Source organism: Kluyvera sp. NPDC087067 (assembly GCF_044745165.1).
Classification (GTDB): Bacteria; Pseudomonadota; Gammaproteobacteria; order Enterobacterales; family Enterobacteriaceae; genus Kluyvera.
The window spans coordinates 319987-345923 of the sequence record NZ_JBIUZS010000002.1; the positions used below are offsets into that span (position 1 = coordinate 319987).

Here is a 25937-nt window from a genome sequence, read left to right on the forward strand (position 1 = left end):
GATTTATCATGGCTGAAGTTATTTTCAACAAACTGGAAAAAGTGTACTCCAACGGCTTCAAAGCGGTACATGGTATCGACCTTAAAATCGCGGAAGGTGAGTTTATGGTCATTGTCGGCCCGTCCGGCTGCGCCAAGTCCACCACGCTGCGTATGCTGGCAGGCCTTGAAACCATCAGCGGCGGTGAAGTTCGCATCGGTGAGAAAATCGTCAACAACCTCGCGCCGAAAGAGCGTGGTATTGCGATGGTATTCCAGAACTATGCGCTGTATCCGCACATGACCGTGCGTGAGAATCTGGCGTTCGGTCTGAAGCTGAGCAAAATGCCAAAAGCGCAGATTGACGCGCAGGTGAATGAAGCGGCGAAGATCCTTGAACTGGAAGAACTGCTGGACCGTCTGCCGCGCCAGCTTTCCGGTGGTCAGGCACAGCGTGTGGCGGTGGGTCGTGCAATCGTGAAAAAACCGGACGTGTTCTTGTTCGATGAGCCGCTGTCTAACCTCGATGCCAAGCTGCGTGCGTCAATGCGTATTCGTATTTCCGACCTGCACAAGCAGCTGAAGAAATCCGGCAAGCCGGCGACCACCGTTTACGTCACCCACGATCAGACCGAAGCGATGACCATGGGCGACCGGATCTGCGTCATGAAGCTTGGCCACATCATGCAGGTCGATACGCCAGACAATCTGTATCACAAGCCAAAAAATATGTTCGTTGCGGGCTTTATCGGCGCGCCAGAAATGAACATCCGCGCCAGCAAACTGGTGGAGAAAGAGGGGCGTCTGAATCTGAGCATTGGCGATGAGTTTATGCCGCTTTGCGACAGCCTGAACCAGAAACTGAGCGGTCATGAAAACGAAGAAGTGTTCTATGGCATCCGCCCGGAATTCGTCTCACTGTCCGATGAGCCGTTTGCGCAAGGCGGCTGCAGCGGCGAGATGGTGCGCGTTGAAAACATGGGTCATGAGTTCTTCGTTTACCTGAAAGTTGCCAACTATGAACTGACGGCTCGCATTCCTTCAGATGAAGCTAAACCAATGATTGATAAGGGTCTTCATCGTAAGGTGTACTTCAAGTTTGACATGGCTAAATGCCATATTTTTGACGCTAAAACTGAACAGAACCTCTCCCTATAATCTGGAGTCTTAAAATGAAAAAAGTGCTTTTAAGCGCAGCAATCTCCGCCACCGTGGGCCTGACGGCCCTCCCTTCAATGGCAAAGGATGTCGATCTTCGTATGTCCTGGTGGGGCGGTAACGGTCGTCACCAGGTGACTCTGAAGGCGCTGGAAGAGTTCCATAAGCAAAACCCGGATATTAATGTCAAAGCAGAGTACACCGGTTGGGACGGTCACTTATCCCGTCTGACCACCCAGATTGCTGGCGGCACCGAGCCGGACGTGATGCAGACCAACTGGAACTGGCTGCCTATTTTTTCTAAAAATGGCGACGGTTTTTACGATCTGAACAAGATGAAGGACGTTATCGACTTAAGCCAGTTCGATGCCAAAGAGCTGCAAACCACCACGGTGAACGGCAAGCTGAACGGGATCCCAATCTCCGTGACCGCGCGCGTGTTCTACCTCAACAACGAAACCTGGAAGCAAGCGGGCGTCGAATACCCGAAAACCTGGGATGAGTTGATGGCGGCGGGTAAGACCTTCGAAAGCAAGCTGGGTAAACAGTATTATCCGGTAGTTCTGGAGCACCAGGATACGCTGGCGCTGCTGAACTCCTATATGACGCAGAAGTACAACATTCCTGCTATCAATCAGGACACCAAGAAGTTCTCCTACAGCAAAGAGCAGTGGGTTGAGTTCTTCCAGATGTACAAAAAACTGGTCGATAGCCACGTGATGCCGGACACCAAATACTATGCGTCATTTGGTAAGAGCAACATGTATGAAATGAAGCCGTGGATCCAGGGCGAATGGGGCGGTACTTATATGTGGAACTCCACCATCAACAAGTACTCCGATAACCTGAAGCCACCGGCTAAGCTTGAGCTGGGTAACTACCCAATGCTGCCGGGCGCAACCGATGCGGGCCTGTTCTTCAAACCGGCGCAGATGCTGTCCATCGGCAAATCAACCAAGAACCCGGAAGCCGCAGCGAAAGTGATCAACTTCTTGCTGAACACCAAAGAAGGCGTGGATACGCTGGGTCTGGAGCGTGGCGTTCCACTGAGCAAAGTGGCGGTGAAATACCTGACCGAAGACGGCACCCTCAAAGAGAACGATCCGTCTGTGGCCGGTCTGCGTCTGGCGCAGTCTCTGCCAGCCAAACTGAGCGTGTCTCCGTACTTTGACGATCCGCAGATTGTTGCCCAGTTCGGTACCTCTTTGCAGTACATCGATTATGGTCAGAAAACCGTTGAAGAAGCCGCCGTCGACTTCCAGCGTCAGGCTGAACGTATCCTGAAACGCGCCATGCGCTAATTGAGTTTGAAACATTAATACCCTGCAACTTTCGGTTGCGGGGTATTTTTTTATTCAAGGAGAAAGCACATGAAAGGCAAAATCATCCCGCTGAATTTCCGCACGCAGAAAGACAGCGAAACCGGTCACGAGGTGATACGGATGACGCCACCGCACATAATTTGCCACCGCAACTACTTCTATCAAAAATGCTTTACCCGCGATGGCGGTAAGCTGATTTTTGGTGGCGCATTTGAGGGGCACTGGAACTACTATTTGCTGGATATCGCCGCGCAACAAGCCACCCAGTTGACCGACGGCCCGGGGGATAATACCTTCGGCGGCTTTTTATCCGATGATGATCGGGCGCTGTGGTACGTGAAAGATACGCGCCAACTAAGACGCGTGGATCTGGCCACGCTCGAGGAGTACGTGGTGTATGAAGTCGACGACGAGTGGGTCGCCTACGGGACGTGGGTCGCTAATTCAGATTGTACAAAGCTGGTGGGCATTGAGATTAAAAAAAGCGACTGGCAGCCGTTAACCGACTGGTCAAAATTCCGCGCGTTCTATTTTACCGAGCCGGAATGCCGCCTTATCAATATCGATTTGAAAACCGGCGAGCAGCAGACCATTTTGCAGGAAAAACGCTGGCTTGGGCATCCTATCTACCGCCCCTTTGATAACCACACCGTGGCGTTTTGCCATGAAGGCCCGCGTGACGCGATTGACGATCGCATGTGGCTGATTAACGTCGATGGCAGCCATCAACGTTGCGTGCGTCACCACCAGCCGGGAGAAAGCTTTACCCATGAATTCTGGGTACCGGACGGTTCTGCGCTTTATTATGTCGCGCATCAGGAAAACAGTCCGCATCGCTATCTTTTCGCCGCCGACCCGGTGACGCTGGAAAACCGTCAGTTGATGGAAATTCCCCCCTGCTCTCACCTGATGAGCAATCACGATGGATCTTTGGTGGTCGGGGACGGTTCGCCGCATAACACCGGCGACATCAGCCTTAACGATCCGTTTATCTGGGTATTTGATTTGAAAACCGGCGAGAAGAAAGCGATTTGCCAGCACAACAGCAGCTGGAAGGTGCTGGATGGCGATCGTCAGGTGACTCACCCTCACCCATCGTTCTCGCCGGATGGTGAGTGGGTGCTGTATACCTCGGATGCGGAAGGGATGCCGGCGCTGTATCTGGCGAAGGTTTAGAATTGAGCATTCCCGGCGGCGCTGCGCTTGGCCGGGCTACGTTTTCACTGCCTAGCCAGGCCTGGTAAAAATGCCGGCTGGCGGCTACGCCTTACCCGGCCTACATTCAGCGCGACCTTGTAGGCCCGGTAAGCGGAGCGCCACCGGGCACAGCATCAGACGCCAATGTCCCGTAACTTCTCGCCTTTCATCAACTTGCGTTCAATATGCTCAAGCGTCACCCCTTTGGTTTCTGGAATCAGCCAGAAGGTCACGCCAATAAAGGCCACGTTCAGCGCGGTATACAGCCAGAAGGTTCCCGCTGCGCCAATGGAATCCAGCAGCGTCAGGAAGGTCGCGCCAATAATCATGTTCGACACCCAGTTGGTGGTGGTTGAACAGGTGATGCCAAAGTCGCGGCATTTCAGCGGCTGGATTTCAGAACACAGGATCCACACCACGGGTGCTGCACTCATCGCATAGCCTGCGATGCACATCATCGTCATTCCCACGGACAGCCATGACAGGCCGCTTGTCGCGGTGCCGTTATCAAACTGCATCAGGCAGTAACCCAACACCAACGTGCCTACCGCCATCACGCTAAAACCAATTTTCAGCGCCGGTTTACGTCCGGCCTTATCAACCGTAAATACCGCAATAAAGGTGGCAAACATAAAGGTCAGCCCCACCACCAGCGTGGCAATCATCTGCTGTTCTGTGGTGGTGAAACCCGCCATTTTAAAGATGCGCGGCGCGTAATACATGATGATATTCATGCCGGTAAACTGCTGCATCGCCTGTAGCAACATGCCGAGGAATACCGCCCGACGCACATTACGGTTCACCTTAAACAGCGCCCAACCGCCTTGTTTGAGCTTCAGGCTTTCGCGGATTTCATTAAGTTCATCGCGCGCCTTTTCGGAGGTGTCGCGCAGCATCCGCAATACTTCCTCAGCCTCGATATGGCGACCTTTTTCCGCCAGCCAGCGCGGGCTGTTGGGCAGGAAGATAACCAGAATAATCAACAACACAGCCGGAAGCGCCAGCACACCGAGCATTGCCCGCCAGTTGCCGCTGTAGCTAAAGGCGGTGTCAGACAGGAACGCCATCACGATCCCCAGCGTCACCATCAGCTGATACATGCTGATCATCTTGCCGCGCACGTTTTCGCTCGCCATTTCGGAGAGATACAGCGGCGCGGTGTAAGAGGCAATACCCACCGCCACGCCAAGAATAACCCTGGCAACAAGCAGCATTTCAACATTGACGGCAAACGCCGAGCCAACGGAACCTGCCACAAACAGTATCGCCCCCACCATCAGGCTGTATTTACGGCCCAGGCGGAATGAGAGCCAACCGTTGAACAACGCGCCAATGGCCGCCCCCAACATCATGCTGCTGACCACCCACTCCTGCATGCGGCTGGATAACACGAAGTGATCGGTGATAAAGGGCAACGCCCCGGCAATCACGCCAATATCAAGGCCAAAAAGCAAACCCGCCACCGCAGCGGCAATCGACACAAACTGGTTCATGCGCCGCGTATCACGCTGGGTACGAGGCATCAACGAAGGATCGTTACTGATTGAAGTCATTTTTATTCCTGCCTGGCAAAGTAACACATGGCATGAAAGTAAGTGATTGCAGGGAAAAGGTGTCAGGCTGGACGCGTTAAAGATATGGATTTTACTGCTGCACAGTATGGTTTTGTGATGGACGTTTGACTTTCAGATGGAAGCTATAACCGTTACATACCGTCAAGATACGTTATTACACATACGTTACTATTTTTCGATGGGCGGGATCACATGGACTATTTGAATATATTGATATGGATAATTTGCATACGATCCCGGCGTCGCTGCGCTTGGCCGGGCTACAAATGTGCCCGGCCAAGCGCGGCGCCGCCGGGGAAATACAGGCACAAAAAAACCTGCCGAAGCAGGTCTTTTTCTTATCGGCGACGCAAACTTAGCGCGCCAACCAGCCGCCATCAACCGCAACGGTATAACCGTTGATGTAGTCAGATGCCGGTGAAGCCAGGAACACAATCGGCCCCATCAGATCGCTTGGCAGACCCCAACGACCCGCCGGGATACGCTCAAGGATTGCGGCACTACGCTCTTCGTCAGCACGAAGCTGCTGGGTATTGTTAGTAGCCATGTAGCCAGGTGCAATGGCGTTAACATTGATGCCGTGCTGCGCCCATTCGTTTGCCATCAGGCGGGTCACGCCCATCACGCCGCTTTTTGATGCCGTGTATGATGGTACGCGGATGCCGCCCTGGAAGGAGAGCATGGAGGCGATATTAATAATTTTGCCGCCTTTACCCTGTGCAATAAAGTGCTTAGCCGCAGCCTGCGCCATGAAGAACACGCTCTTGATGTTCAGGTTCATGACGTCGTCCCAGTCTTTTTCGCTGAAGTTAATCGCATCTTCACGACGAATCAGACCGGCGTTGTTTACCAGAATATCGATATGACCGTATTCTGCTACCGCGCGCTCCAGCAGGGCAGGAATACCATCAATCTGACGCAGGTCAGCGGTCAGGCTCAGGAAACGACGGCCAAGTGCAGTCACGCGTTCGATGGTTTCTGTAGGCTCAACGATGTTGATACCAACGATATCACAGCCCGCTTCAGCCAGACCCAGCGCCATACCCTGGCCCAGACCGGTGTCACAACCCGTAACGACAGCGACTTTACCTTGCAGAGAGAATGAATCCAAAATCATTATATATTCCTTGTAGTTAGCGCCTGTACCGGACAGGCATTGTTATCTAATGCTGTCCGCGCCTAGCGCAGATCCTTCACTGCTACGTGATCCATGTCGTCAAAGACCTGGTTCTCGCCCACCATTCCCCAGATGAAGGTATACGCTTTGGTACCGACACCTGAATGGATTGACCAGCTCGGTGAAATCACCGCCTGTTCGTTGTGCATCACCACGTGACGGGTTTCCTGCGGCTGCCCCATCATATGGAACACGCAGCTGTCCTCATCCATATTGAAATAGAAGTAGACTTCCATGCGGCGCTCATGGGTATGACACGGCATGGTGTTCCAGAGGTTGCCTGGCGCCAGTTCGGTCAGGCCCATGCTGAGCTGGCAGGTTTCCAGCACATCGGGAACAAAGTATTTGTTGATGGTACGGCGGTTACTGGTGAGGTTATCGCCCAACGTAACCGGCGCGACGTCGGCTGGCGTCACTTTTTTGGTTGGATAGGTGGTATGAGCTGGCGCGCAGTTATAGTAAAACTTCGCCGGTTTCGCCGCATCTACGCTGGCAAACACCACCTCTTTCGCCCCTTTACCGACGTAAAGCGCATCACGATGGCCAATTTCATAACACTTGCCGTCAACGGTGATCGTACCCGCGCCACCAATATTGATAACGCCCAGCTCGCGGCGCTCCAGGAAGAAGCTCACGCCAAGCTGTTTACCGACTTCGCCGCCTACCGAGACGGTTTTCGCCACCGGCATAATGCCGCCGACAATAATGCGGTCGATATGGCTGTACACCATGGTGTATTCATCAGCGACGAAAACCTGTTCAACTAAAAACTCGTCACGAAGGCCCTGTGTATCCAGCGTTTTGGCATGTGCGCTGTGAATGCTCTGTCTTACTTCCACCCTAACCTCCGGGAAAATGTGTCTATATGCTCTCTAGCAGAACGAAATTCCATTCCGCTCTCTTAATGCTCGTATCTTATCGCCGATGAAACGCGTTTTCAATTCCAAATAAAACATCGTTTCATTTTTTCTGTGAATTAATATCAAAAATGCAAAAGGGATCACGAATACGTTATTACGCACGATAAGTTAAAGCTAAAAAGTACTATTATTCATTTAGTTACATGTTTCTTTGAAAAATAACCTTAAATGGGTAATTGATGTCGCAAAAACGAAGATGGGCTTGACAGTGCTTCACAAAGCACATCAAAAAAGTCGCGGAAACGTTCACTTTTCGTATAAAGTGAGTCGGCCATCACAAACAATGAAACGTTGTTTTGATAAATTAACACCAGACTTTTAAAATAACATCCACATCGGCCAGCGAGGATGACAGGCCACGCGACCGCTGGAATAAAGGAGAGCAACATGGCTAAAGGCATGCGGGTAAAATTGAACTACGAGGTCAGCCGCGACCCGGACACCGGCGCGGAAGTCACCCGCTTAACCCCACCAGAGGTTACGTGTCATCGTAACTACTTCTATCAGAAGTGTTTCTTTAACGATGGCAGCCATCTTTTATTCGCCGGCGAGTTTGATGGCCATTGGAACTACTACTTGCTGGATGTGGCGAATGCCGAAGCTATCCAACTGACAGAGGGCGCTGGCGACAACACCTTTGGCGGCTTCCTGTCCCCGGATGACAAGTCCCTTTATTATGTTAAGAACGACCGTACGCTGCTGGAAGTGAACCTGCAAACGCTGGCCGAGCGTGAAGTTTACCGCGTGCCGGACGACTGGGTTGGCTACGGCACCTGGGTCTCTAACAGCGATTGCACCAAGCTGGTCGGCATTGAAATTGCGAAAAGCGACTGGACGCCGCTCAATGACTGGCAGCTGTTCCACGACTTCTTCCATAAAGGCCCACACTGCCGTTTGCTGCGCGTTGACCTGAAAACCGGTGAAAGCGCGGTGATTCACGAAGAGAAAAACTGGCTCGGCCACCCGATTTATCGTCCGTTTGACGACAATACCGTTGCCTTCTGCCATGAAGGCCCGCACGACCTGGTCGATGCGCGTATGTGGATGGTGAATGAAGACGGCAGCAACGTGCGTAAAGTCAAAGAACATGCCGAAGGCGAAAGCTGCACCCACGAATTCTGGGTACCGAACGGCTCGGCGCTGATCTACGTTTCGTATCTGAAAGGCAAACAGGGCCGTACAATTTACCGCTTCAACCCGGACACTAACGTCAACGAAGCGCTGATGCAGATGCCTGCTTGCTCGCATCTGATGAGCAACTTCGACGGCACGCTGCTGGTCGGTGACGGTTCAGGTACGCCGGTTGATGTGAAAGATACCAGCGGCTACACCATTGATAATGATCCTTACCTGTACGCGTTCGACGTCGCAAAACAGGCTTACTTCCGCATTGCCCGCCACGATACTTCATGGGCAACGGTACAAAACAGCCGTCAGGTTACCCACCCGCACCCGTCCTTTACACCGGATGACAGCGCGGTGCTGTTTAGCTCTGACAAAGAGGGCAAACCGGCGTTGTATATCGCCAAACTGCCTGCTGAACGCGTATTAATGAAAGCGTAATATCTTCTGAGTTTGTGTTTCTGTAACTGGCCTTGCCCTCCTTTCGGAGGGCTTTTTTTTGTCTGTTTTGGAGTGGTGCAGGAACCCTCACCCTAGCCCTCTCCCTTAAAAAGGGAGAGGGAACCGTTACGTGCGGCTTTTAAATATTGAGCTGCGTTCTCAACTCCTGCACGGATAGTCTTCTCACCGTTACCTGTGCCTTTTAAATATTGAGCACCGTTCTCAACTCCCGCACGGACAGTCCCCTCGCCCCTTTGGGGAGAGGGTTAGGGTGAGGGGATCTCACGCACCTTCCAAAAACAAAAACCCCCGGCCAAATGCTCCGGGGGAAAACGGATGAGAGTCGGTATTTATCAGAAGGAGTAAGCCACGCCCACACGCAGACGAGTCTGGCGTTCGTCAGTAGATTTCACGCCCACGTTACCCACTTCGAAATAAGGAGACCAGTTCTTATCCCATTTGTAGGCCAGCTTGGCGTTATATTCATTGCTATAAGCTTTATTATTATTACGGTACAAGCTCTTATGCTGATCGTCGGCTACGGTACTGCGCGCATAAACATAGTTCAGCTCCGCACGCCAGTCACCCATTACCCAACCCACCCAGGTATCGACCTTATTGACCTTATCGTCAACGCCGCCACCGTTGCTTGAAGTGGCAGGCACGCGGGTATATTCGTAACGATAACGAGCCGCAACGTAGAAACCATTATCAAAGCTGTATTGCGCATGCAGATACGGTTTGTAGATAGAGAAGCTGTCTTTACTTTCAATATTGAAGCCCGGGTTCAGAGCAAAGTTATCCGTCGCTTTCCAGCGCCAGTTAATGGATTCTTCGTGACCATTCCCCACAATTTCGTTAAATGGACGGTCTTGCTTATCGGTATCACCGCCGGTTTTCCATTTTGCTTCCACGCCAAAGCCCAGGCCATTATCAAAACGATGTGAAACGGCGACACGGTCTGCGTTAGAGCCACTGTCAATATATTCATGACGGAGGTCAACGGTTACCGCTGATGCGGCAAACGACATGCCGGATAATACTGCCAGGGTCAGTACTTTCTTAAACATTTGCTATCCCTCAATTGAAATCATGTTTCTTTATTATGAAATTGGATTTTATTTTTTCAGAATATGCATTTTAGTGATCAAGATCGTAATTGTTTGTTTCAGAAAAAATGGCACACGAAGGACGTGATAAAGCTCAACAAAAAATGGACGTAAACTCAAAAAACCATAGCTTGGATCACATATATTTATTTTCACTGAATTATATTTTCAATAATTTACTTAACTTACAACAAGTTAACCAAAAACAAATAACCAGCGTGATTCTTATTATTAGTAATAATTTGTGGGCGATTAATAATGTTGGTTAGCATAAGCTGATGAGCGTCATTTTTAACGGATACAAATAAACACAAGTACAACAAGCATTGGGCTAGACGAAATCGTTTTTTTGAACTTCAGCCTTATAGCGCGGACATAAAAAAAGACCTCGAATGAGGTCTTTCTTATCAAATGGTATTTACAGGGAAATAACTAAATATCTCGCTCCACCGCGAGCGCCACGCCCTGTCCTCCACCAATGCATAACGTCGCGAGCCCCTTGCGGACATCGCGTTTAACCATCTCGTGCACCAGTGAAACCAGGATACGGCAACCGGATGCACCAATGGGATGCCCGAGCGCAATCGCTCCGCCGTTAACATTCACTTTCTGCTCATTCCATTCGAGCATTCTGCCAACCGAAATAGCCTGCGCGGCAAATGCCTCGTTGGCCTCAATCAGATCAACCTCATTAAGCTGCCAGCCCGCTCGCTCCAGGCAACGGCGCGTGGCATAAACCGGCGCAATCCCCATCAGCGCAGGATCGACGCCGACGCTGGCAAACGCGCGGATCCGGGCAAGGATCGGTAGCCCCAGCTCCAGCGCTTTGCTCTCACTCATCATGAGTACCGCCGCGGCACCATCGTTAATAGAAGAAGCGTTACCTGCCGTCACCGAACCTGCACTTTCAAAAGAGGGAATCAGCTGCGCAAGCCCTTCAGCGCTGGGATCGGTTTGCGGTTGCTCGTCGGTATCCACAATCTGCGGTGCCGCCCCCGGCCGCGTATTGGTCACCGGAACAATTTCATCGCGAAAACGGCCAGAGTCGATGGCCTTTCGCGCTTTTTGCTGTGAACTCAGCGCCCACGCATCTTGCTGCTCGCGGCTGATACCATACTCCCGCGCCAGGTTTTCCGCCGTCACGCCCATATGGTAATCGTTGAAGGCATCCCACAAACCGTCGTGAACCAGGCTATCAATCAACTGGCTGTTGCCAAGCTGCGCGCCGGTACGGCTGTCGGTCAACACATGCGGGGCGCGGCTCATATTCTCTTGTCCGCCTGCAATCACCACGTCAGCTTCGCCGCACTGAATCGCCTGGGTAGCCAGATGAAGCGCCTTTAGGCCAGAGCCGCAAACGTCGTTAATGGTGATAGCCGAGACGGTATTGGGCAGGCCGCCTTTAATCGCCGACTGTCGTGCTGGGTTTTGTCCGGTGCCCGCCGTCAAAACCTGGCCAATAATCACTTCATCAATAACGGCGGCGGGAATTCCGCTGCGAGTGACCAGGGCATTGATCACAAGGCTGCCCAACTCCACGGCAGAATGACGCGCCAGCGCCCCCTGAAAACAACCGATCGGCGTACGGACAGCACCTACGATAACGACATCTTTCATCTCAACCTCAGCGCAGATTAATCCGCACATAGTAGATTATTGTTATCAAATTTTTTCGCAGTTGTTTAAAAAAAGTGAGTCCTATCACAAAGGAAATTCCTATCCCGCCCGTTTCGCTGGAACCTGCTGTAAGTACTGACGTAGCCAGCTTCCCGCGGCACCGAGCGGAGCCTGTTTGTGCCAAAGCAGGTCAATGGAAACAGACATAGGCCAGCCGGCAATATCCAGCATCGTTAGCTGCGCTGAGCGGGAGAACTCCTCCACCAGCGCGCAAGGGAGCGCACACCAACCCAACCCCTGCGCCGCCATGCTAAGTAGCATCAGATAGTTAGGAGCCGACCATACCGGCCCTCGCGCGGGGGTATTGTGTTTTTCCAGATAGGTGTTCAGGCGCAGTTCACGCCAGGTCTGTAACAGCTCCCACTCCACATCGCGCTGTTCGGCAAGCGGATGATTGGGTGAAACGTAGATAGCCATTCGGGTTTGCATCGGCAGGCGGATATGCCCGATATCGGTAGGATAATCCTCTCGCGCTTCAATTAACCCCACCTGCGCACGCCCTTTTTGCAACAGATCAATAACGTCATCGTCCTCCCCCACCAGACATTCAAACTCGGTATGCGGGAACCGACGGTCAAACTGCGCCAGCAGATCTTCCAGCACGTCCGGGTGCAGCGTATCGGAGAGAACAAAGGCGAGCCGGGCTTCGGTTTCACCGCTTAACGACACCGCCAGTTCATCCAGCCGCTCGCTGGCGGCGAGAATCGCCTGCACATAGCTCAATACGCGCTGGCCTTCGGCGGTCAGCACCGGTTGGCGAGCGCTACGGTCGAAAAGGGTGACGCCGATATCGGCTTCCAGATGGGCAATAGCGGTGCTGATGGTGGACTGGCTTTTGCGCAAACGGCGGGCCGCCGCCGAGAACGATCCGCAGGCGACGGTTTCGACAAACGCCGTCAGGGCTTCAGGTGAATAACGCATGAAGTATCTACTTTATCGATGGATTCTATCTTTTACTTATCACATTTACCCATAAAATACCCACAACAACGTTTAATAATGGAAAGGTCATCACATGCAGCACGATTCATTACATCGCCGAAAACTCCCGGAGCGTATCTTCCATGCCGTTTGCTTTGAGGGCATCGCCACGGCGATCCTCGCGCCAACCGCCGCCTGGTTGATGCAGCGCTCCGTCATGGAAATGGGAGGTCTGACGGTGATTCTGGCTACCACCGCCATGATATGGAACATCATCTATAACGCCGGCTTTGACCGCTTGTGGCCGGTCACCCGGGTGAAGCGCACCGCCAAAGTTCGTGCCTTACACGCTTTAGCATTTGAATGTGGCTTTATCATTATCGGCGTCAGTATTGTGTCGTTCGTCCTGGGTGTGACGCTGTTGCAGGCGCTGACTCTGGAAATTGGCTTCTTCTTGTTCTTCCTGCCCTACACCATGTTCTATAACTGGGCCTACGACACCCTGCGCGAGCGCGTAATTAAGCGTCGTTTAGCACGTCGCTGCGCGTAAAATCATGCGTTATTTCAGACCGATAGGTATCGGTCTGAAAATGCTCAGCCACACGAAAAGCTAATTATGGTAAATTATCCGCCATTTTTTCGGTTTTATGGTTGATAAATTCAGACAATGTCTAAAATTTGGTCTAAAGAAGAGACGCTCTGGAGCTTTGCCTTATATGGCACTGCCGTCGGAGCAGGAACCCTGTTCCTGCCGATCCAGTTGGGTGCTGCGGGCGCCGTGGTGCTGTTCATTACTGCCCTCGTCGCCTGGCCCCTGACGTACTGGCCGCACCGCGCGTTATGCCAGTTCATTTTATCTGCTAACACACCTGCGAGCGTCGGTATCACCGGTGCTGTCAGCCACTATTACGGCAAAAAGATTGGCAATCTGATTACCGCACTCTACTTCATCGCATTCTTTGTGGTGGTGCTGATCTACGCCGTGGCGATCACCAACTCGCTGGCGGAGCAGATTTCGCACTTCCGTCCGGTCGATTTGCCGCTGCGCGCCCTGCTGAGTTTAGGCGTCGTGCTGCTGCTGAATCTGATCTTCCTGACCGGTCGCCAGACGACGATAAAAGTCATGGGAATGCTGGTCTTTCCGCTTATCGCCTACTTCCTGTTCCTGTCGATTTACCTGACTGGAAGCTGGCAACCCTCGCTTCTGACCACCCAGATGGAAGTGAATAGCCATACGTTGCACCAGGTATGGTTATCAATTCCCGTGATGGTTTTCGCTTTTAGCCATACGCCTATTATCTCCACCTTCGCCATTGACCGGCGGGAGAAGTATGGCGAGCAGGCCATGGGTAAATGCAAAAAAATCATGAAGGTGGCGTATCTCATTATCTGTCTGAGCGTACTGTTCTTTGTGTTCAGCTGCCTGATGTCGATTCCACCATCCTATATTAACGCGGCGAAAAATGAGGGCGTGACGATTCTTTCCGCGTTATCGATGGTGCCAAACTCTCCGAGCTGGCTGTCGATCTCCGGCATTATTGTGGCGGTAGTGGCGATGTCAAAATCGTTCCTCGGCACCTATTTCGGCGTGATTGAAGGCGCGAGCGAGATGGTGAAGTCGTCGCTTAATCAGGTAGGCGTGCGTAAGAGCCGCTCGTTTAACCGCGGCCTGTCTATCATGCTGGTGTCAACGCTGACGTTTATCGTTTGCTGCATCAACCCGAACGCTATCTCGATGATTTATGCCATCAGCGGCCCGCTGATTGCCATGATTTTGTTTATCATGCCGACGCTTTCGACCTATCTCATCCCTGCGCTCAAGCCTTACCGCTCTATCGGCAGCCTGATTACGCTGATTGTCGGTCTGCTGTGTGTGTCGGTGATGTTCTTCGGGTAAATAAGGTAGCCCGGTCGTGCAAACGGTGCCGGGCTACTTTTCTACATTGCTTCAAATATCAAGACATTCCACGAGTGCCTTTTCACCACCAATTCCACTGTTCCCGCAACAGGTTCAGCAAGTGGCAGAGTGAGTGGAACCACATTATCCGGCTGTTCAAAACTATTCACCTGCCGGTAATCATCGGCATATAGCAGCGTATGCGAAATGGGTTTTAATCCCGTAAAGCTGTTCAATTGCAGCGTTAATGCCACATCATCGGTTAAATTACTGTTCATAATAAACACTGCAAGTTGTCCGCTCCGGGCATCAAACGTTGCAGCTGATTCCAGTGCGACATGCTCTCCATGGTGCGCCGTTTCGCTGGGTTCACTCCTCAGCACGGGGCGAAGTGATACCCCTTTGGCATACCGCGCAACATCGCGGAATGGATAGAAGGTTGTCTGACGGATAGCGGCTCCGCCGGGCTGGGTAGAAATCATTCCGCCTTCATTCACCATCAGCGACTGACAAGCCACTTTTATCCGGTCGGCATAATTCAGGAACGTACATAGCACCCCACCGTAGACCACCGCATCAAGCAGGGAAAAACTGGCATAACCATAGGCTTGCGACTGTCCGCCAGGCACCGCCCCCGACTCAGTTACCACCCCCCATTCATCAAAGCTGATAGCGATATTTTTATGAGATTTGCGCCGCCCCTTTACAAAATCACAGGCAGCAATCACCGTATCAATATAACAACGCAGATCCGAGAACAGCCACGGGATGTCACGTTCATCTTCATGCGCAGCGTAGACCAACAGCTTATTGGGACGGTAGTTGAGGTAGCGATGCAGCGAGATATAGTCGATATCGTCATAGCATGTCTCCAGCACCATGCGATCCCACTCCCCAAAGGTCAAGTGTCCTTCTTCATTGGTGCAGGAACCGCAGACAATAGTTTGCGCCAACGGATCCATCCATTTGATTATTTTGGCGGCTTCTCGCGCCTTACGCGCGTACTCCTCGGCGGTCATGGCGCTGATCTGCCATTTACCATCCATTTCATTTCCCAGGCACCACAGACGAATGCCATAAGGCTGTTCAACCCCATGTGAGCGGCGCAGATCTGCCCAATAGGTCCCCGATGGCGTATTGCAGTAATCGACTAATTCCCCGGCCGACATCGGGGTACCTGTTCCAAGATTACATGCCATAATCAGGTCAACGCCGATATCCTGGGTAAAAGCCGCGAACTCGTTGGTTCCCACTTCGTTGGTTTCCAGCATGCTCCATGCCATCTCTTTTTTGACCGGGCGCTGCGCTTTTGGCCCAACCCCATCCAGCCACTGGTAACCGGAGACAAAGTTACCGCCGGGGTAGCGTATGCCACTGATACCGGCTTCACGAATGAGCGCTTTAACATCATTGCGAAATCCCTGGGCATCGGCCTGTGGGTGCGTGGGCTCATAGACTCCGTTATAAAGACAGCGTCCCAGATGCTCCACAAACGATCCCATCAGACGAGGATCGACATCGCCAATAACAAAGTGTTTATCAAACAGAATGCTCGCACTCTTCATTATTTCGCCCCTTCTTTTGCTGAAAACAGTTCGTGCTCAATGCGCCCCATCATCTGTCTGTCGAGTTTGTAAAAGAACTGGAACAGCAGCCAACTGGCGGCATAACCGGCTGCTGGGATGCCAGCCATCAGTAAATAGATACCGGAAATGGCGCGGTCACTTTGCTGCACAGCATCGGGAACGTATCCGTAGAGAGAAAGTATCGCACCGACAATCGCCCCGCTCACCGCCAGTGAAACTTTGAGAGTGAACAGGTTAGTGGAAGCACATAACCCTGCCATACGCTGCTTCAGTCGCCATTCCCCATAATCATCAGCATCTCCCACAAAACTCCATAAAATAGGGGCGCTGGTAAGGTGAACAACTGAAAGGATAAAGTAGAATGAGAATATTAAGACCAGGTTTTCAGGATCAATCAGATAGAATGCCAATGACAAAATCACCAGACATAGCTTCACATATTTATAAACAGCAACCTTACAAAAATAGCGAGTAAACAGTGGAGTAATCATGCAACCAATAATACCGGCAAGAATACCCAAGCTCATGAATAATGTGCTCATCCAATCGTTGAGATGCATGATGTATTTGGCAAAGTAGATAGCAACGGCACCACGGACAAATGAGGGGAAACAATCAAGGAACATTCCTAATGCGCAAATGATAAGCTGATCGTTTTTTAACGCCTTTTTAATATTTTTAAATATTCCATCATCATTATCATTTTGTGGCTCCACACGTTCCGTGGTGGTTTTAAAGCAAAAAACAAATAGCACGAGGGCAATGATGGAATACAGCGTAACGACCCAAAAGAAGCCAGTCTGACGGTTTCCGCCACCAAAGTATTGCACCAGAGGCAGCAGCGTAAAGGTGCAGAAAAGCCCGGCAACGGCCCCTGCAATGCAACGATACTGTTGGCAGGAGACGCGCTCTCGCGCATTCCCGGTAATGACACAACCCAATGAACAAAAAGGAATATTGACCGCGGAATAGAGTAGTGACAATAGCAGGTAAGTTGCGAAAGCATAAACGATTTTAGCCGTTGGCCCAAGATCGGGCGTATAGAACATCATCATACAGCTTATCGTAAATGGCACCGCACACCATAACATCCATGGGCGATAGCGGCCCCAGCGACTTTTGGTTTTATCAATCATTGCGCCGTAAAATGGATCAAAAAAGGCATCCACAAAACGGACTAATAAAAAAATTGTGGCAACAATGCCAGCATCAATACCATAAATATCAGTATAAAAAAACGCGAGGAACATAGTGATAGGATTGAATAGTAAATTGCATGCTGCATCACCAGAGCTAAATCCTATTTTTTCAAATACACTCAGTTTCTCAACCGCCTTGTTGGGGATCATGTTTATATATCCTTATGGGAAATTATAAATTAACGAATACCATGGCAATACGGATTAAAAGTGGAGTGTAATTAGGATGAGTCTATTTTTCATGCTACACACATGGATAATATTGCTAGCGGGGTGAATCTGTGATCTTTGCACAAGATCTATTCATTGAGATCGTAATAATACATTCATATTTTAAATATGAATTTCCGTTAATATAAAAAAAGGCCTGTCAGGATAACCGACAGGCCTTTTCTATTCGAACACCAGAACCCCGTAGGCCTGATAAGCGTAGCGCCATCAGGCAATTCGGCACCGGTTGCCGGATGGCGGCTTCGCCTTATCCGGCCTACCTTTTTACAGCGCCATATCGTGCTGTGGAGAGGTCTCCTGCGCCGGTTTCGCTTCCATCACTTTCGCTTCATTTTGTGGCATCTGAATGACTGGCGGCTTGGTCAGTTGCAGCGTCGTGGCGGTGTCATCCCACACCTGCTGCGTGAGCGCGGTGTTGCCGTTAAGCTTCTGACCAAAGCTCGGTACGATACCGCGAATCTTGCTCTGCCATTCTGGTGAGTTGAACTGCTCAGGGAACAGTTTCTTAATCACGTTCAGGGTGATTGGCGCTGCGGTTGACGCGCCTGGCGATGCGCCAAGCAATGCGGAGATGGTGCGCTGCTGGTCAACAACCACTTCGGTACCCAGCTTCAGCACGCCGCCTTTATCGGCATCTTTCTTGATAATCTGCACGCGCTGACCGGCCTGGATCAGTTTCCAGTCTTCTTTACGCGCGCCAGGATAGTACTCTTTCAGCGCGGCAAAACGGTCATCATCGCTCAGCATCACCTGGCTAATCAGGTATTTCACCAGGTCGAAATTATCCAGACCAACGTGGGTCATCGGCAGCACGTTGCTGGTCGTCGTGGTGCTCAACAGGTCAAAGAAAGAACCTTGTTTGAGGAATTTGGTGGAGAAAGTGGCGAATGGCCCGAACAGCACCACACGTTTGCCATCGATAAAGCGCGCATCAATGTGCGGTACCGACATTGGCGGTGCGCCCACGGAAGCCTGACCGTACACTTTTTGCTGATGCAGACGCGTGACTTCCGGGTTCTCAGTCATCAGGAAGGAACCACCGACCGGGAAGCCTGCGTAGTTATCCGCTTCAGGAATACCGGTTTTTTGCAGCAGTTTCAGCGCGCCGCCGCCCGCACCGATAAACACGTATTTCGCGTCAATGGCGTGCTGTTTACCGCTGTTCACATCTTCGATGGTCACGTGCCAGGAGTTATCCCCGTTACGTTTGAACTCGGTAACTTCAGAAGACGTTTGCAGCGAGAAGTGGTCGTTCTTTTGCAGGCTGCCAATCAGCTGGCGGGTGATTTCGCCGTAGTTGACGTCCGTGCCCGCAGGCGTCCAGGTTGCCGCCACTTTCTGCTGCGGATCGCGACCGTCCATAACCAGCGGTGCCCATTGGGCAATTTGCTGATGATCGGTGGAGAATTTCATCCCCTGGAACAGGGTAGTTTTTTGCAACGCGTCGTAGCGCTTGCCGAGGTAATCGACGTTTTTGTCGCCCCAGACAAAGCTCATGTGCGGCGTGGAGTTAATAAAGGAGTGCGGGTTATTCAAAATGCCGCGCTTAACCTGCGATGACCAGAACTGGCGGGAAATCATAAACTGCTCGTTAATTTCCAGCGCTTTGGTCACGTCGATAGTGCCGTCAGGGCGCTCCGGCGTGTAGTTCAATTCCATATTAGCGGAGTGACCGGTCCCGGCGTTATTCCAGCCGTTAGAGGATTCGAGAGCGACTTTATCGAGCTTCTCGACCATCACCTGTTTCCAGTCCGGTTGCAGCTCCTGTAGCCAGGTGCCCAGCGACGCGCTCATGATCCCGCCGCCAATGAGCAGAACGTCGGTTTTTTGCGTCGTATCGGTATTTGCGTAAGCGGCGGTGTTAACCAGCAGCGCTATTGTCGCCAGAGAGAATAGTTTTTTATTTATTGCAGGCATAATGATGATATTCACGTAGCTTGATGTAATGAGTGCGCTAATGGTAGCGCACTTTTACATTATTTTAAAATACCACTCACTTTACATCTATGGATATTAACATTTACACCCATTTTGCTTTTTTAAATTAAAAAAAGCAGCCATATAATTAACATGGAAATAAAGGCTAACCCACTTATTGCAATAATAAGGATTAAGAGCCTATCCCAGTAGGCGTAATTGTTGAAGCCAGTTTGGTGCCGGACAGCGCGCAGAAACCGGAGCGTACACCTAGTACGTGAGGATTTCGAGCACTGCCCGGTGCCAAAATGGCGAATAAAATAGCCTAATGGGATAGGCTCTAATGCAGACCAAATTCCGCCATTAATTGCTGACGCAGCGCCACAAAATCCAGACTGCTGCGCACGCGCGGACGCGGCAGTGTCACCTCAATCGTCCTGATTGGATCGCCTTTAATTTTTGGCAGGATCAATACCCGGTCAGCCAGGTAAATCGCCTCCTCCAGATCGTGGGTGACCAGCACCATCGTGATTTTTTCCACTTCATGGATGCGCGCCAGCTCTTCCTGCATGGTGATTTTGGTCATGGCGTCCAGCGCGCCCAACGGTTCATCAAGCAGTAAAATTTCCGGCTGGATGGTCAGCGCCCGCGCGATACCGACGCGCTGGGCCATCCCGCCAGAAAGCTGCTTTGGCAGCGCCTGTTCACAATGACTTAAGCCGACCAGCTCAATCGCTTCTTTGGCGCGCTCGCGCGCCTTCTTACGGGGAACGCCCTGCACGTCGAGGCTAAAACTGACGTTTTCCAGCACCGTTAGCCAGGGGAGCAGGCGCGGCTCCTGGAAAATCACCGCCCTTTCCCGGCTCATCCCATGAACTTCCTGTCCATCAATCACCACATCCCCGCCGTCTGGCGTCTCCAGCCCCGCGAGAATGCGTAGCAGCGTGGTTTTCCCGCAGCCGCTTGGCCCGACGATGGCGATACTCTGTCCGCTATCAATCTGCAAATTGAGGTCACGGAAGACATCAAACGGTTTCCCTTCAAGAGAAAAAGTCTTACGTAGACGGCGAATGGAAATATCGCCGCGCTGAGCCTGAGCGGTTGTTGTCATTATGCACCTTCCGTTTTCAGCAAAATGGTTGAGGCTTTCAACTGACCTTTTTGGATCACGCCATCACGCTCGAGGATATCCAGCCAGAACTGCACGTCATGCGGTTCGGCAAGGCCACCTTTACGCACGCCATAGCCGGTAAAGTACTGTGCCACTTCCGGGTTTTCACCGCGCTCTTTGAGGATCCTGGCCATAATTTCCCGCACTTGTTGCGGGTTATCGCGGGCATAATCCAGCGCACGCGCTGACTCCACCACGAAGATACGTGCGGCATCCGGGTGCTTTTTCACGAAGTCGGCGCGCAGTACCGTAAAGCCACCGGCAATCGGGCCGAGTACATCGGCGTCGTTAAAGATTGGGCGTAGGCCACCGTGGCTGCGGGCGGCACCTTCAAAGGTGGTCTGCCAGTAGCCGAAAGCCGCCACGTCGACCTGACCCGAACGCAGCGTCTGCTCAAGCTGCGGGCCTGGAACGGCGACCGGTTTCGCGGCGTTTTCTGGCAGATTTGCCTTATGCAACGCCTCACGCAGGGTGTAATCCAGATGCGCGCCCAGCGTGTTGACCGCCACCGTTTTACCGACTAAATCTTTGACCGATTTGATTGGGCTATCTTCTTTCACGTAGAAAATAGATTTGGTGGTTTCGTTAATACCATTTGTCGGATATGCCGCGACAAAATCATTACCGTTGGCAATTGAGTTAATGACCGCAGGCGTTGCCGCCGAGCCGATATCAATACTGTTTGAAGCCAGCGCAAATAATGATTCCGGGCCACCGCTGGCATAACCGGCGTTTTTAATAGAGACTCCAGTACCTTTGAAATAGCCCAGAGCGTCCGCTAATTCGTGTGCGGAAATACCGCCGTAGCTCGCCATATAGCGCATTGTGGCCTCATCCTGAGCCTGCACGGATGCGCTGGAACCAAAGAGGATGAGTGCCGCAGCCCACGCAAATTTAATCTGTTTTTTCATTATAAAAGTCCTGTTTGGCTATATTCGAAGGCAAAATAATTAATGATCACGCGAGTTCCAGCGACACAGACGGCGCTGTAAAAGCACCAGAATGGCGTTCGCAAATAACCCGGCAAAAGCCAGCAGGAAGATGGCGGCGAACATCATTGGGATCTGGAAGTTATATTGCGCATTGATAACTCTGAATCCGATCCCCTGATTTGCGCCAATCATTTCGGCCGCAATCAACAGCAGTAACGCGGTCGTCGCCGACAGACGCAGACCGACAAAAATAGACGGCACGGAAGCGGGTACAATTACGCGATAGAACAGCGTCAGGCGTCCGGCGCCAAAGGTTTTCGCCATCTCTAAGAGTTTTGAATCCACCTCTTTCACGCCGCTAATGGTCGCCAGCAGAATCGGGAACAGCGCCGCCCAGAAAATCACGAACACTTTCGATGTTTCCCCGAGACCCAGCAGCAGGATAAAGATCGGATACAGCGCCAGCGCCGAGGTCTGGCGAAAGAGCTGGAGAATCGGATCCAGCGCCTGCTCAAGCGGGCGAATCTGCCCCATAAACAGCCCCAGCGGGATGCCCACAACGATGGCGGCGAAGAAGGCCAGCCCCGCTCGCTGCAAGCTGATGGTGATATCTCCCAGCAGCGCGCCTTGCGTAATCCCGTTCCACAGTGCGCTGAAGATTTTATCCAGCGGCGGGATCACCGCCGCGTTCAGCCATCCTGCCGTGCTGGCAATCTGCCAACCGGCAAAAAACAACACCAGCAGGCCGTAGCGAGCGAGCAAAGACAGGCTGCGCTGATACCAAATCTTATAAGCGGGGATTGCCGGGCGACGGGCCTTGAGACGTATTCGGGTCGTGGAATAAAACATAGAGCCTCCTCAAGCCACTTTGGCATTGCGCACGGCGCTGTAGCGGTTGCTGGCATACGGCAGCCCCAGATTTTCGCGCAGCGTTTTGCCTTCATACTGGGTACGGAACAGGCCCCGTTTTTGCAAAATCGGCACCACCAGCTCGATAAAATCATCGAGCCCGCCCGGCAGCCACGGCGGCAGGACGTTAAAGCCATCGGCGGCTTCATTCTCAAACCATTCCTGCAAGGTATCGGCTACCTGCTCGGCGCTGCCGACCACGGTGAAGTGTCCGCGCGCGGTCGCAACCCATTGATAAAGCTCACGGATAGTGAAGTTATTTTCATCGGCGATCTGGCGGATCAGTTCCGGGCGCGATTTCATCCCCTCGGTCACCGGCAGCGGCGGCAGCGGGCCGTCGGGATCGAATTTGCCAAGGTCGATCCCACCACCGGCGAGACCGTTCAGCAGGGCAATGCCGTCCGCTTCAACAATCAGCGAGGTCAATTTATGGTACTTCTCTTTGGCCTCTTCTTCGGTACGACCGATAAATGGCGCGACGCCCGGCATGATGAGCACATGGTCGGGATTGCGGCCCACGGCGCGGGCGCGCTGTTTAATATCACGATAGAAATCCTGCGCGGTTTCCAGATGCTGATGCGAGGTGAAAATCACCTCCGCGGTCGCCGCCGCCAGAGCGCGTCCGCTTTCAGACTGCCCCGCCTGGACGATAACCGGCTGGCCTTGTGGCGAACGAGGCACGTTCAGCGGGCCGCGAACTTTAAAGAATTTGCCGACGTGATTGGTGTCGTGCACCTTGTTTCGGTCAAAGAACTGGCCGGAGGCTTTATCACGCAGGAACGCATCATCTTCAAAGCTATCCCACAGCTTTTTCACCACTTCAACGTGCTCTTTCGCGCGCTGATAGCGGTATTCATGCGGGTGCTGAGTGTCGAGATTAAAGTTGTGGGCCGCCGCTTCAGTGGCGGTCGTCACCACGTTCCAGCCCGCACGGCCGCCGGAGATCAGATCCAGCGAGGCGAATTTGCGCGCCAGGTTGTAGGGTTCTTCATAGGTGGTAGAGGCGGTGGCGATAAAGCCGATATTTTGCGTCAGCGGCGCCAGCGCAGAGAACAGGGTTACCGGTTCAAAGCCCGCAACTTTTGCCGTGCCGCCATCGGTCACGCCGGAGGCCGGGATTGCCAGGCCATCGGCAAGGAAGTAAGCATCAAACAAGCCGCGTTCGGCGGTCTGCGCCAGCTGCTTGTGGAATTCGAAACTGGTTGCACCATCAGCGGGCTGATCGGGATGACGCCAGGCCGCAATATGCTGGCCGCCGCCGGGAAGAAAAGCACCTAACTTGATTTGTCTGCTCATTCTGGTTTGCCTCCTGATTCATGGCCGGATTTGGGCTTGAATCAAGATAGCCAGAATGAGCGCTTATTCTGAAATAACAAATATTGAGTTCTATATTTACATTTTAGCAATAAGAAACCCACACGCTTACAACGATCAGTTATTAGCTATCGGTTTTTGCCTCATCGTGATGCGTTTCGATCTGCGCCTGTTCACGCTGCCAGGCCGGAAGTTCTGCCAGGGTTATCCCCATCGGTACAACACGGTGTTTCAGACAGGCCACACGCTGAGAACGGTAAATGCTGGTGTACCCGGAAACCAGATACGCAACCACGCACCCCATCGCCGCATAAACACCGATGTCCGCGCCAAACAGTTCGATAGCCATTAGCGTGGAGGCAATCGGCGTATTGGCGGCCCCGGCAAAGACCGCCACAAAGCCAATGCCCGCAAGAAACGCAAACGGCAGATGCAGCAGCGGTGCCAGCGCATTGCCAAGCGTCGCGCCAATATAAAACAGCGGCGTCACTTCACCGCCTTTAAAGCCGCTACCCAGCGACATCACGGTAAAGGCCAGCTTGCCGAGGAAATCCCACGGCGCTAGCGGGTGCTGGAAAGCATCAACAATCACCGGAATACCCAGACCAATGTAGCGGTCAGCGTGCAGCAGATAGACCGCGACGGCGATAATCACCCCGCCGACAAACGGACGCAGCGGCGCATAGGCAATATGGGTTTTCATGATGCCGCCAATGAGGTGCGTGGTGTCGGCAAAAACGCGAGCCGCCAGGCCAAAACAGCCGCCCGCGATAATGACGGCGCCCAGCGTCCAGATAGACATTTCGGGGATAAGCGACATCGCATAGTGTGTATGGTGCACGCCCCACATTAACCCTACGCTGTCGGCGACGATTGCCGCCAGCAGGCAGGGAAAAATGGCGGTGTAGTGCATACGGCCTATCGCCATCACTTCAAGACCGAAAATAGCCCCCGCAAGCGGCGTACCGAATACCGAAGAGAAACCGGCGCTAACGCCCGTCATCAGCACCATCCGTCGGGCATCATCATTGAGTTTGAGCACGGAGGTAAACTGATCAGCGATGGAAGCCCCCATTTGTACCGCCGTGCCTTCACGCCCAACGGATGCGCCAAAAAGATGCGAAATCACCGTACCGATAAACACCAGCGGCGCCATCCGCAGGCTGATAACCCTGGCCGGGTTATGAACCTGTTCAAGGATCAGATTGTTGCCCGCCTCCACCGAACGCCCGAATCGCAAGTACACCCATCCCACGGCAAAACCGGCAAAGGGTAGCAGCCAGATAAGCCAATGATGCTGAATGCGGGAAGCGGTCGCCCAATCAAGCGAGAAGAGAAATAGTGCAGAGGCCGAGCCAACCAGAACGGCGATGACCAGCGCGAGCAATAGCCATTGCAGCAGGAAGAAAAGTGAGTTTTGACGAGCAAGGTGTTCAAAGCGCATTGACGCATCCTCAGATAAATAAATTATCCTGGACGCGGTAGAGGTGTGCCTGTTCATTCCCGGTCCAGGAATAGAAACAGGCATCATCAGCCACACGGCGGTTCAAGGGGGAATGCCATCCCCTGCGCAAATATATTAGCACGCGAATGGTTTGAGCAAAATACTTTACGGTTTGAATGTTTCTAGCGGGAATGGCCTGTCCTGAACCACCGTTTTCATCACCAGCGTCGAGCGCAGATGCTGGACACCCGGCATCGCTGAAAGCTTTTGGTCGTAGAGTTTCTGAAAAGAAGAAAGGTCGCGGGTCACCACCTGCATTAAATAGTCCGGGTCGCCGAATAACCGCTGCGCGAGGACGACCTGGGGGATCTCCTCCACCGCTTCTTCAAAGGCGCTGACCGCTTTTTTATCGCCCTCTTTTAGCGTGGCAAACACCAGCGCGACAAAGTTGAAGCCCATTTTACCAGGGTCAAGATTGGCACGATAACCGGTAATCACCCCTTCTTGCTCCAACGCCCGTAAACGCCGGTGGCACGGCGACAGGCTTAAATTTACCCGTTCGGCCAGCTCGGTAATCGATAAACGCCCATCGGCCTGGAGTTCGGCAAGAATTTTGCGATCGATGCTATCCATTTAGAAGATTCTCTCTTTAAAGACCTATTCTGAGCATAACATTGAAAGCTCATTGCGCGGGTATCCCGATATTCTTTCGTGGACAGAATATGAGGGTAATACCATGAA

Annotated in this window: 21 protein-coding genes and 1 riboswitch; of the genes, 6 read left to right on the top strand and 15 right to left on the bottom strand. The window is 52.4% G+C overall.

Annotated features, from left to right (window positions below; translation table 11 throughout):
• The first annotated feature begins 8 nt into the window (after positions 1-8).
• The 3 genes from ACIPDS_RS06880 (at position 9) to ACIPDS_RS06890 (ending at position 3634) form a co-directional block, all read left to right on the top strand.
• Positions 9-1136: an ABC transporter ATP-binding protein gene (locus ACIPDS_RS06880; protein WP_166515692.1), complete on the top strand. Its 1128-nt coding sequence runs from the start codon at positions 9-11 to the stop codon at positions 1134-1136.
• A gap of 14 nt (positions 1137-1150) precedes the next feature.
• Positions 1151-2437 carry an ABC transporter substrate-binding protein gene (locus ACIPDS_RS06885; RefSeq protein WP_400734081.1) on the top strand — a complete coding sequence of 429 codons (1287 nt, stop codon included), beginning with the start codon at positions 1151-1153 and terminating at the stop codon, positions 2435-2437.
• 69 nt (positions 2438-2506) lie between these two features.
• Positions 2507-3634 carry an oligogalacturonate lyase family protein gene (locus ACIPDS_RS06890; RefSeq protein ID WP_400734083.1) on the top strand — a complete coding sequence of 376 codons (1128 nt, stop codon included), beginning with the start codon at positions 2507-2509 and terminating at the stop codon, positions 3632-3634.
• Positions 3635-3789: 155 nt separating this feature from the next.
• On the opposite strand, the gene ACIPDS_RS06895 is transcribed toward ACIPDS_RS06890, so the two are convergent.
• The 3 genes from ACIPDS_RS06895 to kduI all read right to left on the bottom strand — a co-directional run bounded on the left by ACIPDS_RS06895 (position 3790) and on the right by kduI (position 7245).
• The gene (locus ACIPDS_RS06895) at positions 3790-5208 is read right to left on the bottom strand and encodes a sugar porter family MFS transporter (protein WP_400734086.1); all 1419 of its coding nucleotides are present in this window, start codon (positions 5206-5208) and stop codon (positions 3790-3792) included.
• Positions 5209-5584: 376 nt separating this feature from the next.
• Positions 5585-6346: a 2-dehydro-3-deoxy-D-gluconate 5-dehydrogenase KduD gene (gene kduD / locus ACIPDS_RS06900; RefSeq protein ID WP_062773218.1), complete on the bottom strand. Its 762-nt coding sequence runs from the start codon at positions 6344-6346 to the stop codon at positions 5585-5587.
• A gap of 62 nt (positions 6347-6408) precedes the next feature.
• Positions 6409-7245 (bottom strand): 5-dehydro-4-deoxy-D-glucuronate isomerase, encoded by an 837-nt coding sequence (gene kduI, locus ACIPDS_RS06905; RefSeq protein WP_061283103.1) that lies wholly within the window; start codon positions 7243-7245, stop codon positions 6409-6411.
• A gap of 468 nt (positions 7246-7713) precedes the next feature.
• On the opposite strand from kduI, the gene ACIPDS_RS06910 reads away from it, so the two are divergent.
• Positions 7714-8889 (top strand): oligogalacturonate lyase family protein, encoded by a 1176-nt coding sequence (locus ACIPDS_RS06910; protein ID WP_166515687.1) that lies wholly within the window; start codon positions 7714-7716, stop codon positions 8887-8889.
• A gap of 353 nt (positions 8890-9242) precedes the next feature.
• Here ACIPDS_RS06910 and ACIPDS_RS06915 read toward each other — a convergent pair whose 3' ends face one another.
• The 3 genes from ACIPDS_RS06915 to ACIPDS_RS06925 all read right to left on the bottom strand — a co-directional run bounded on the left by ACIPDS_RS06915 (position 9243) and on the right by ACIPDS_RS06925 (position 12596).
• Positions 9243-9959, bottom strand: a complete 717-nt coding sequence (locus ACIPDS_RS06915; RefSeq protein WP_166515686.1) for an oligogalacturonate-specific porin KdgM family protein — start codon at positions 9957-9959, stop codon at positions 9243-9245.
• A 471-nt stretch (positions 9960-10430) separates the two neighbouring features.
• On the bottom strand, positions 10431-11615 hold the full coding sequence (locus tag ACIPDS_RS06920; RefSeq protein WP_400734091.1) for an acetyl-CoA C-acetyltransferase: 1185 nt from the start codon (positions 11613-11615) through the stop codon (positions 10431-10433).
• 99 nt (positions 11616-11714) lie between these two features.
• On the bottom strand, positions 11715-12596 hold the full coding sequence (locus tag ACIPDS_RS06925; RefSeq protein ID WP_400734093.1) for a LysR family transcriptional regulator: 882 nt from the start codon (positions 12594-12596) through the stop codon (positions 11715-11717).
• 94 nt (positions 12597-12690) lie between these two features.
• Here ACIPDS_RS06925 and ACIPDS_RS06930 point away from each other — a divergent pair, with 94 nt between their 5' ends.
• Together ACIPDS_RS06930 and ACIPDS_RS06935 are read left to right on the top strand one after the other, a co-directional pair.
• Positions 12691-13146: a multidrug/biocide efflux PACE transporter gene (locus tag ACIPDS_RS06930; RefSeq protein WP_400734095.1), complete on the top strand. Its 456-nt coding sequence runs from the start codon at positions 12691-12693 to the stop codon at positions 13144-13146.
• A 117-nt stretch (positions 13147-13263) separates the two neighbouring features.
• Positions 13264-14493 (top strand): amino acid permease, encoded by a 1230-nt coding sequence (locus ACIPDS_RS06935; RefSeq protein ID WP_400734098.1) that lies wholly within the window; start codon positions 13264-13266, stop codon positions 14491-14493.
• 41 nt (positions 14494-14534) lie between these two features.
• Here ACIPDS_RS06935 and ACIPDS_RS06940 read toward each other — a convergent pair whose 3' ends face one another.
• The 9 genes from ACIPDS_RS06940 to ACIPDS_RS06980 form a co-directional block, all read right to left on the bottom strand.
• The gene (locus tag ACIPDS_RS06940; RefSeq protein WP_400734101.1) at positions 14535-16058 is read right to left on the bottom strand and encodes an alpha-N-arabinofuranosidase; all 1524 of its coding nucleotides are present in this window, start codon (positions 16056-16058) and stop codon (positions 14535-14537) included.
• Positions 16058-17428 (bottom strand): glycoside-pentoside-hexuronide (GPH):cation symporter, encoded by a 1371-nt coding sequence (locus ACIPDS_RS06945; RefSeq protein WP_400734104.1) that lies wholly within the window; start codon positions 17426-17428, stop codon positions 16058-16060. Before ACIPDS_RS06945 ends, ACIPDS_RS06940 begins: the two co-directional genes overlap by 1 nt.
• A gap of 345 nt (positions 17429-17773) precedes the next feature.
• Complete coding sequence (gene mqo / locus ACIPDS_RS06950) at positions 17774-19426, bottom strand: malate dehydrogenase (quinone) (RefSeq protein WP_400734107.1); 1653 nt, start codon at positions 19424-19426, stop codon at positions 17774-17776.
• A 340-nt stretch (positions 19427-19766) separates the two neighbouring features.
• Positions 19767-20537 carry an ABC transporter ATP-binding protein gene (locus ACIPDS_RS06955; RefSeq protein WP_400734110.1) on the bottom strand — a complete coding sequence of 257 codons (771 nt, stop codon included), beginning with the start codon at positions 20535-20537 and terminating at the stop codon, positions 19767-19769.
• A complete protein-coding gene (locus tag ACIPDS_RS06960; protein WP_400734113.1) occupies positions 20537-21508 on the bottom strand; it encodes an ABC transporter substrate-binding protein in 972 nt (323 codons plus the stop codon). The genes ACIPDS_RS06955 and ACIPDS_RS06960 overlap by 1 nt, the downstream gene beginning before the upstream one ends.
• A 39-nt stretch (positions 21509-21547) precedes the next feature.
• Entirely contained in the window at positions 21548-22378 is an 831-nt protein-coding gene (locus ACIPDS_RS06965) for an ABC transporter permease (protein ID WP_400734116.1), read from the bottom strand.
• Positions 22379-22387: 9 nt separating this feature from the next.
• The gene (locus ACIPDS_RS06970; protein WP_166515677.1) at positions 22388-23734 is read right to left on the bottom strand and encodes an LLM class flavin-dependent oxidoreductase; all 1347 of its coding nucleotides are present in this window, start codon (positions 23732-23734) and stop codon (positions 22388-22390) included.
• Positions 23735-23876: 142 nt separating this feature from the next.
• The gene (locus ACIPDS_RS06975) at positions 23877-25196 is read right to left on the bottom strand and encodes a voltage-gated chloride channel family protein (RefSeq protein WP_400734120.1); all 1320 of its coding nucleotides are present in this window, start codon (positions 25194-25196) and stop codon (positions 23877-23879) included.
• Between the two features lie 70 nt (positions 25197-25266).
• Positions 25267-25328: riboswitch (Fluoride riboswitch) on the bottom strand.
• 33 nt (positions 25329-25361) lie between these two features.
• Positions 25362-25829, bottom strand: coding sequence for an Lrp/AsnC family transcriptional regulator (locus tag ACIPDS_RS06980; RefSeq protein WP_400734123.1), 468 nt, complete (start codon positions 25827-25829; stop codon positions 25362-25364).
• Positions 25830-25937 lie beyond the last annotated feature (108 nt).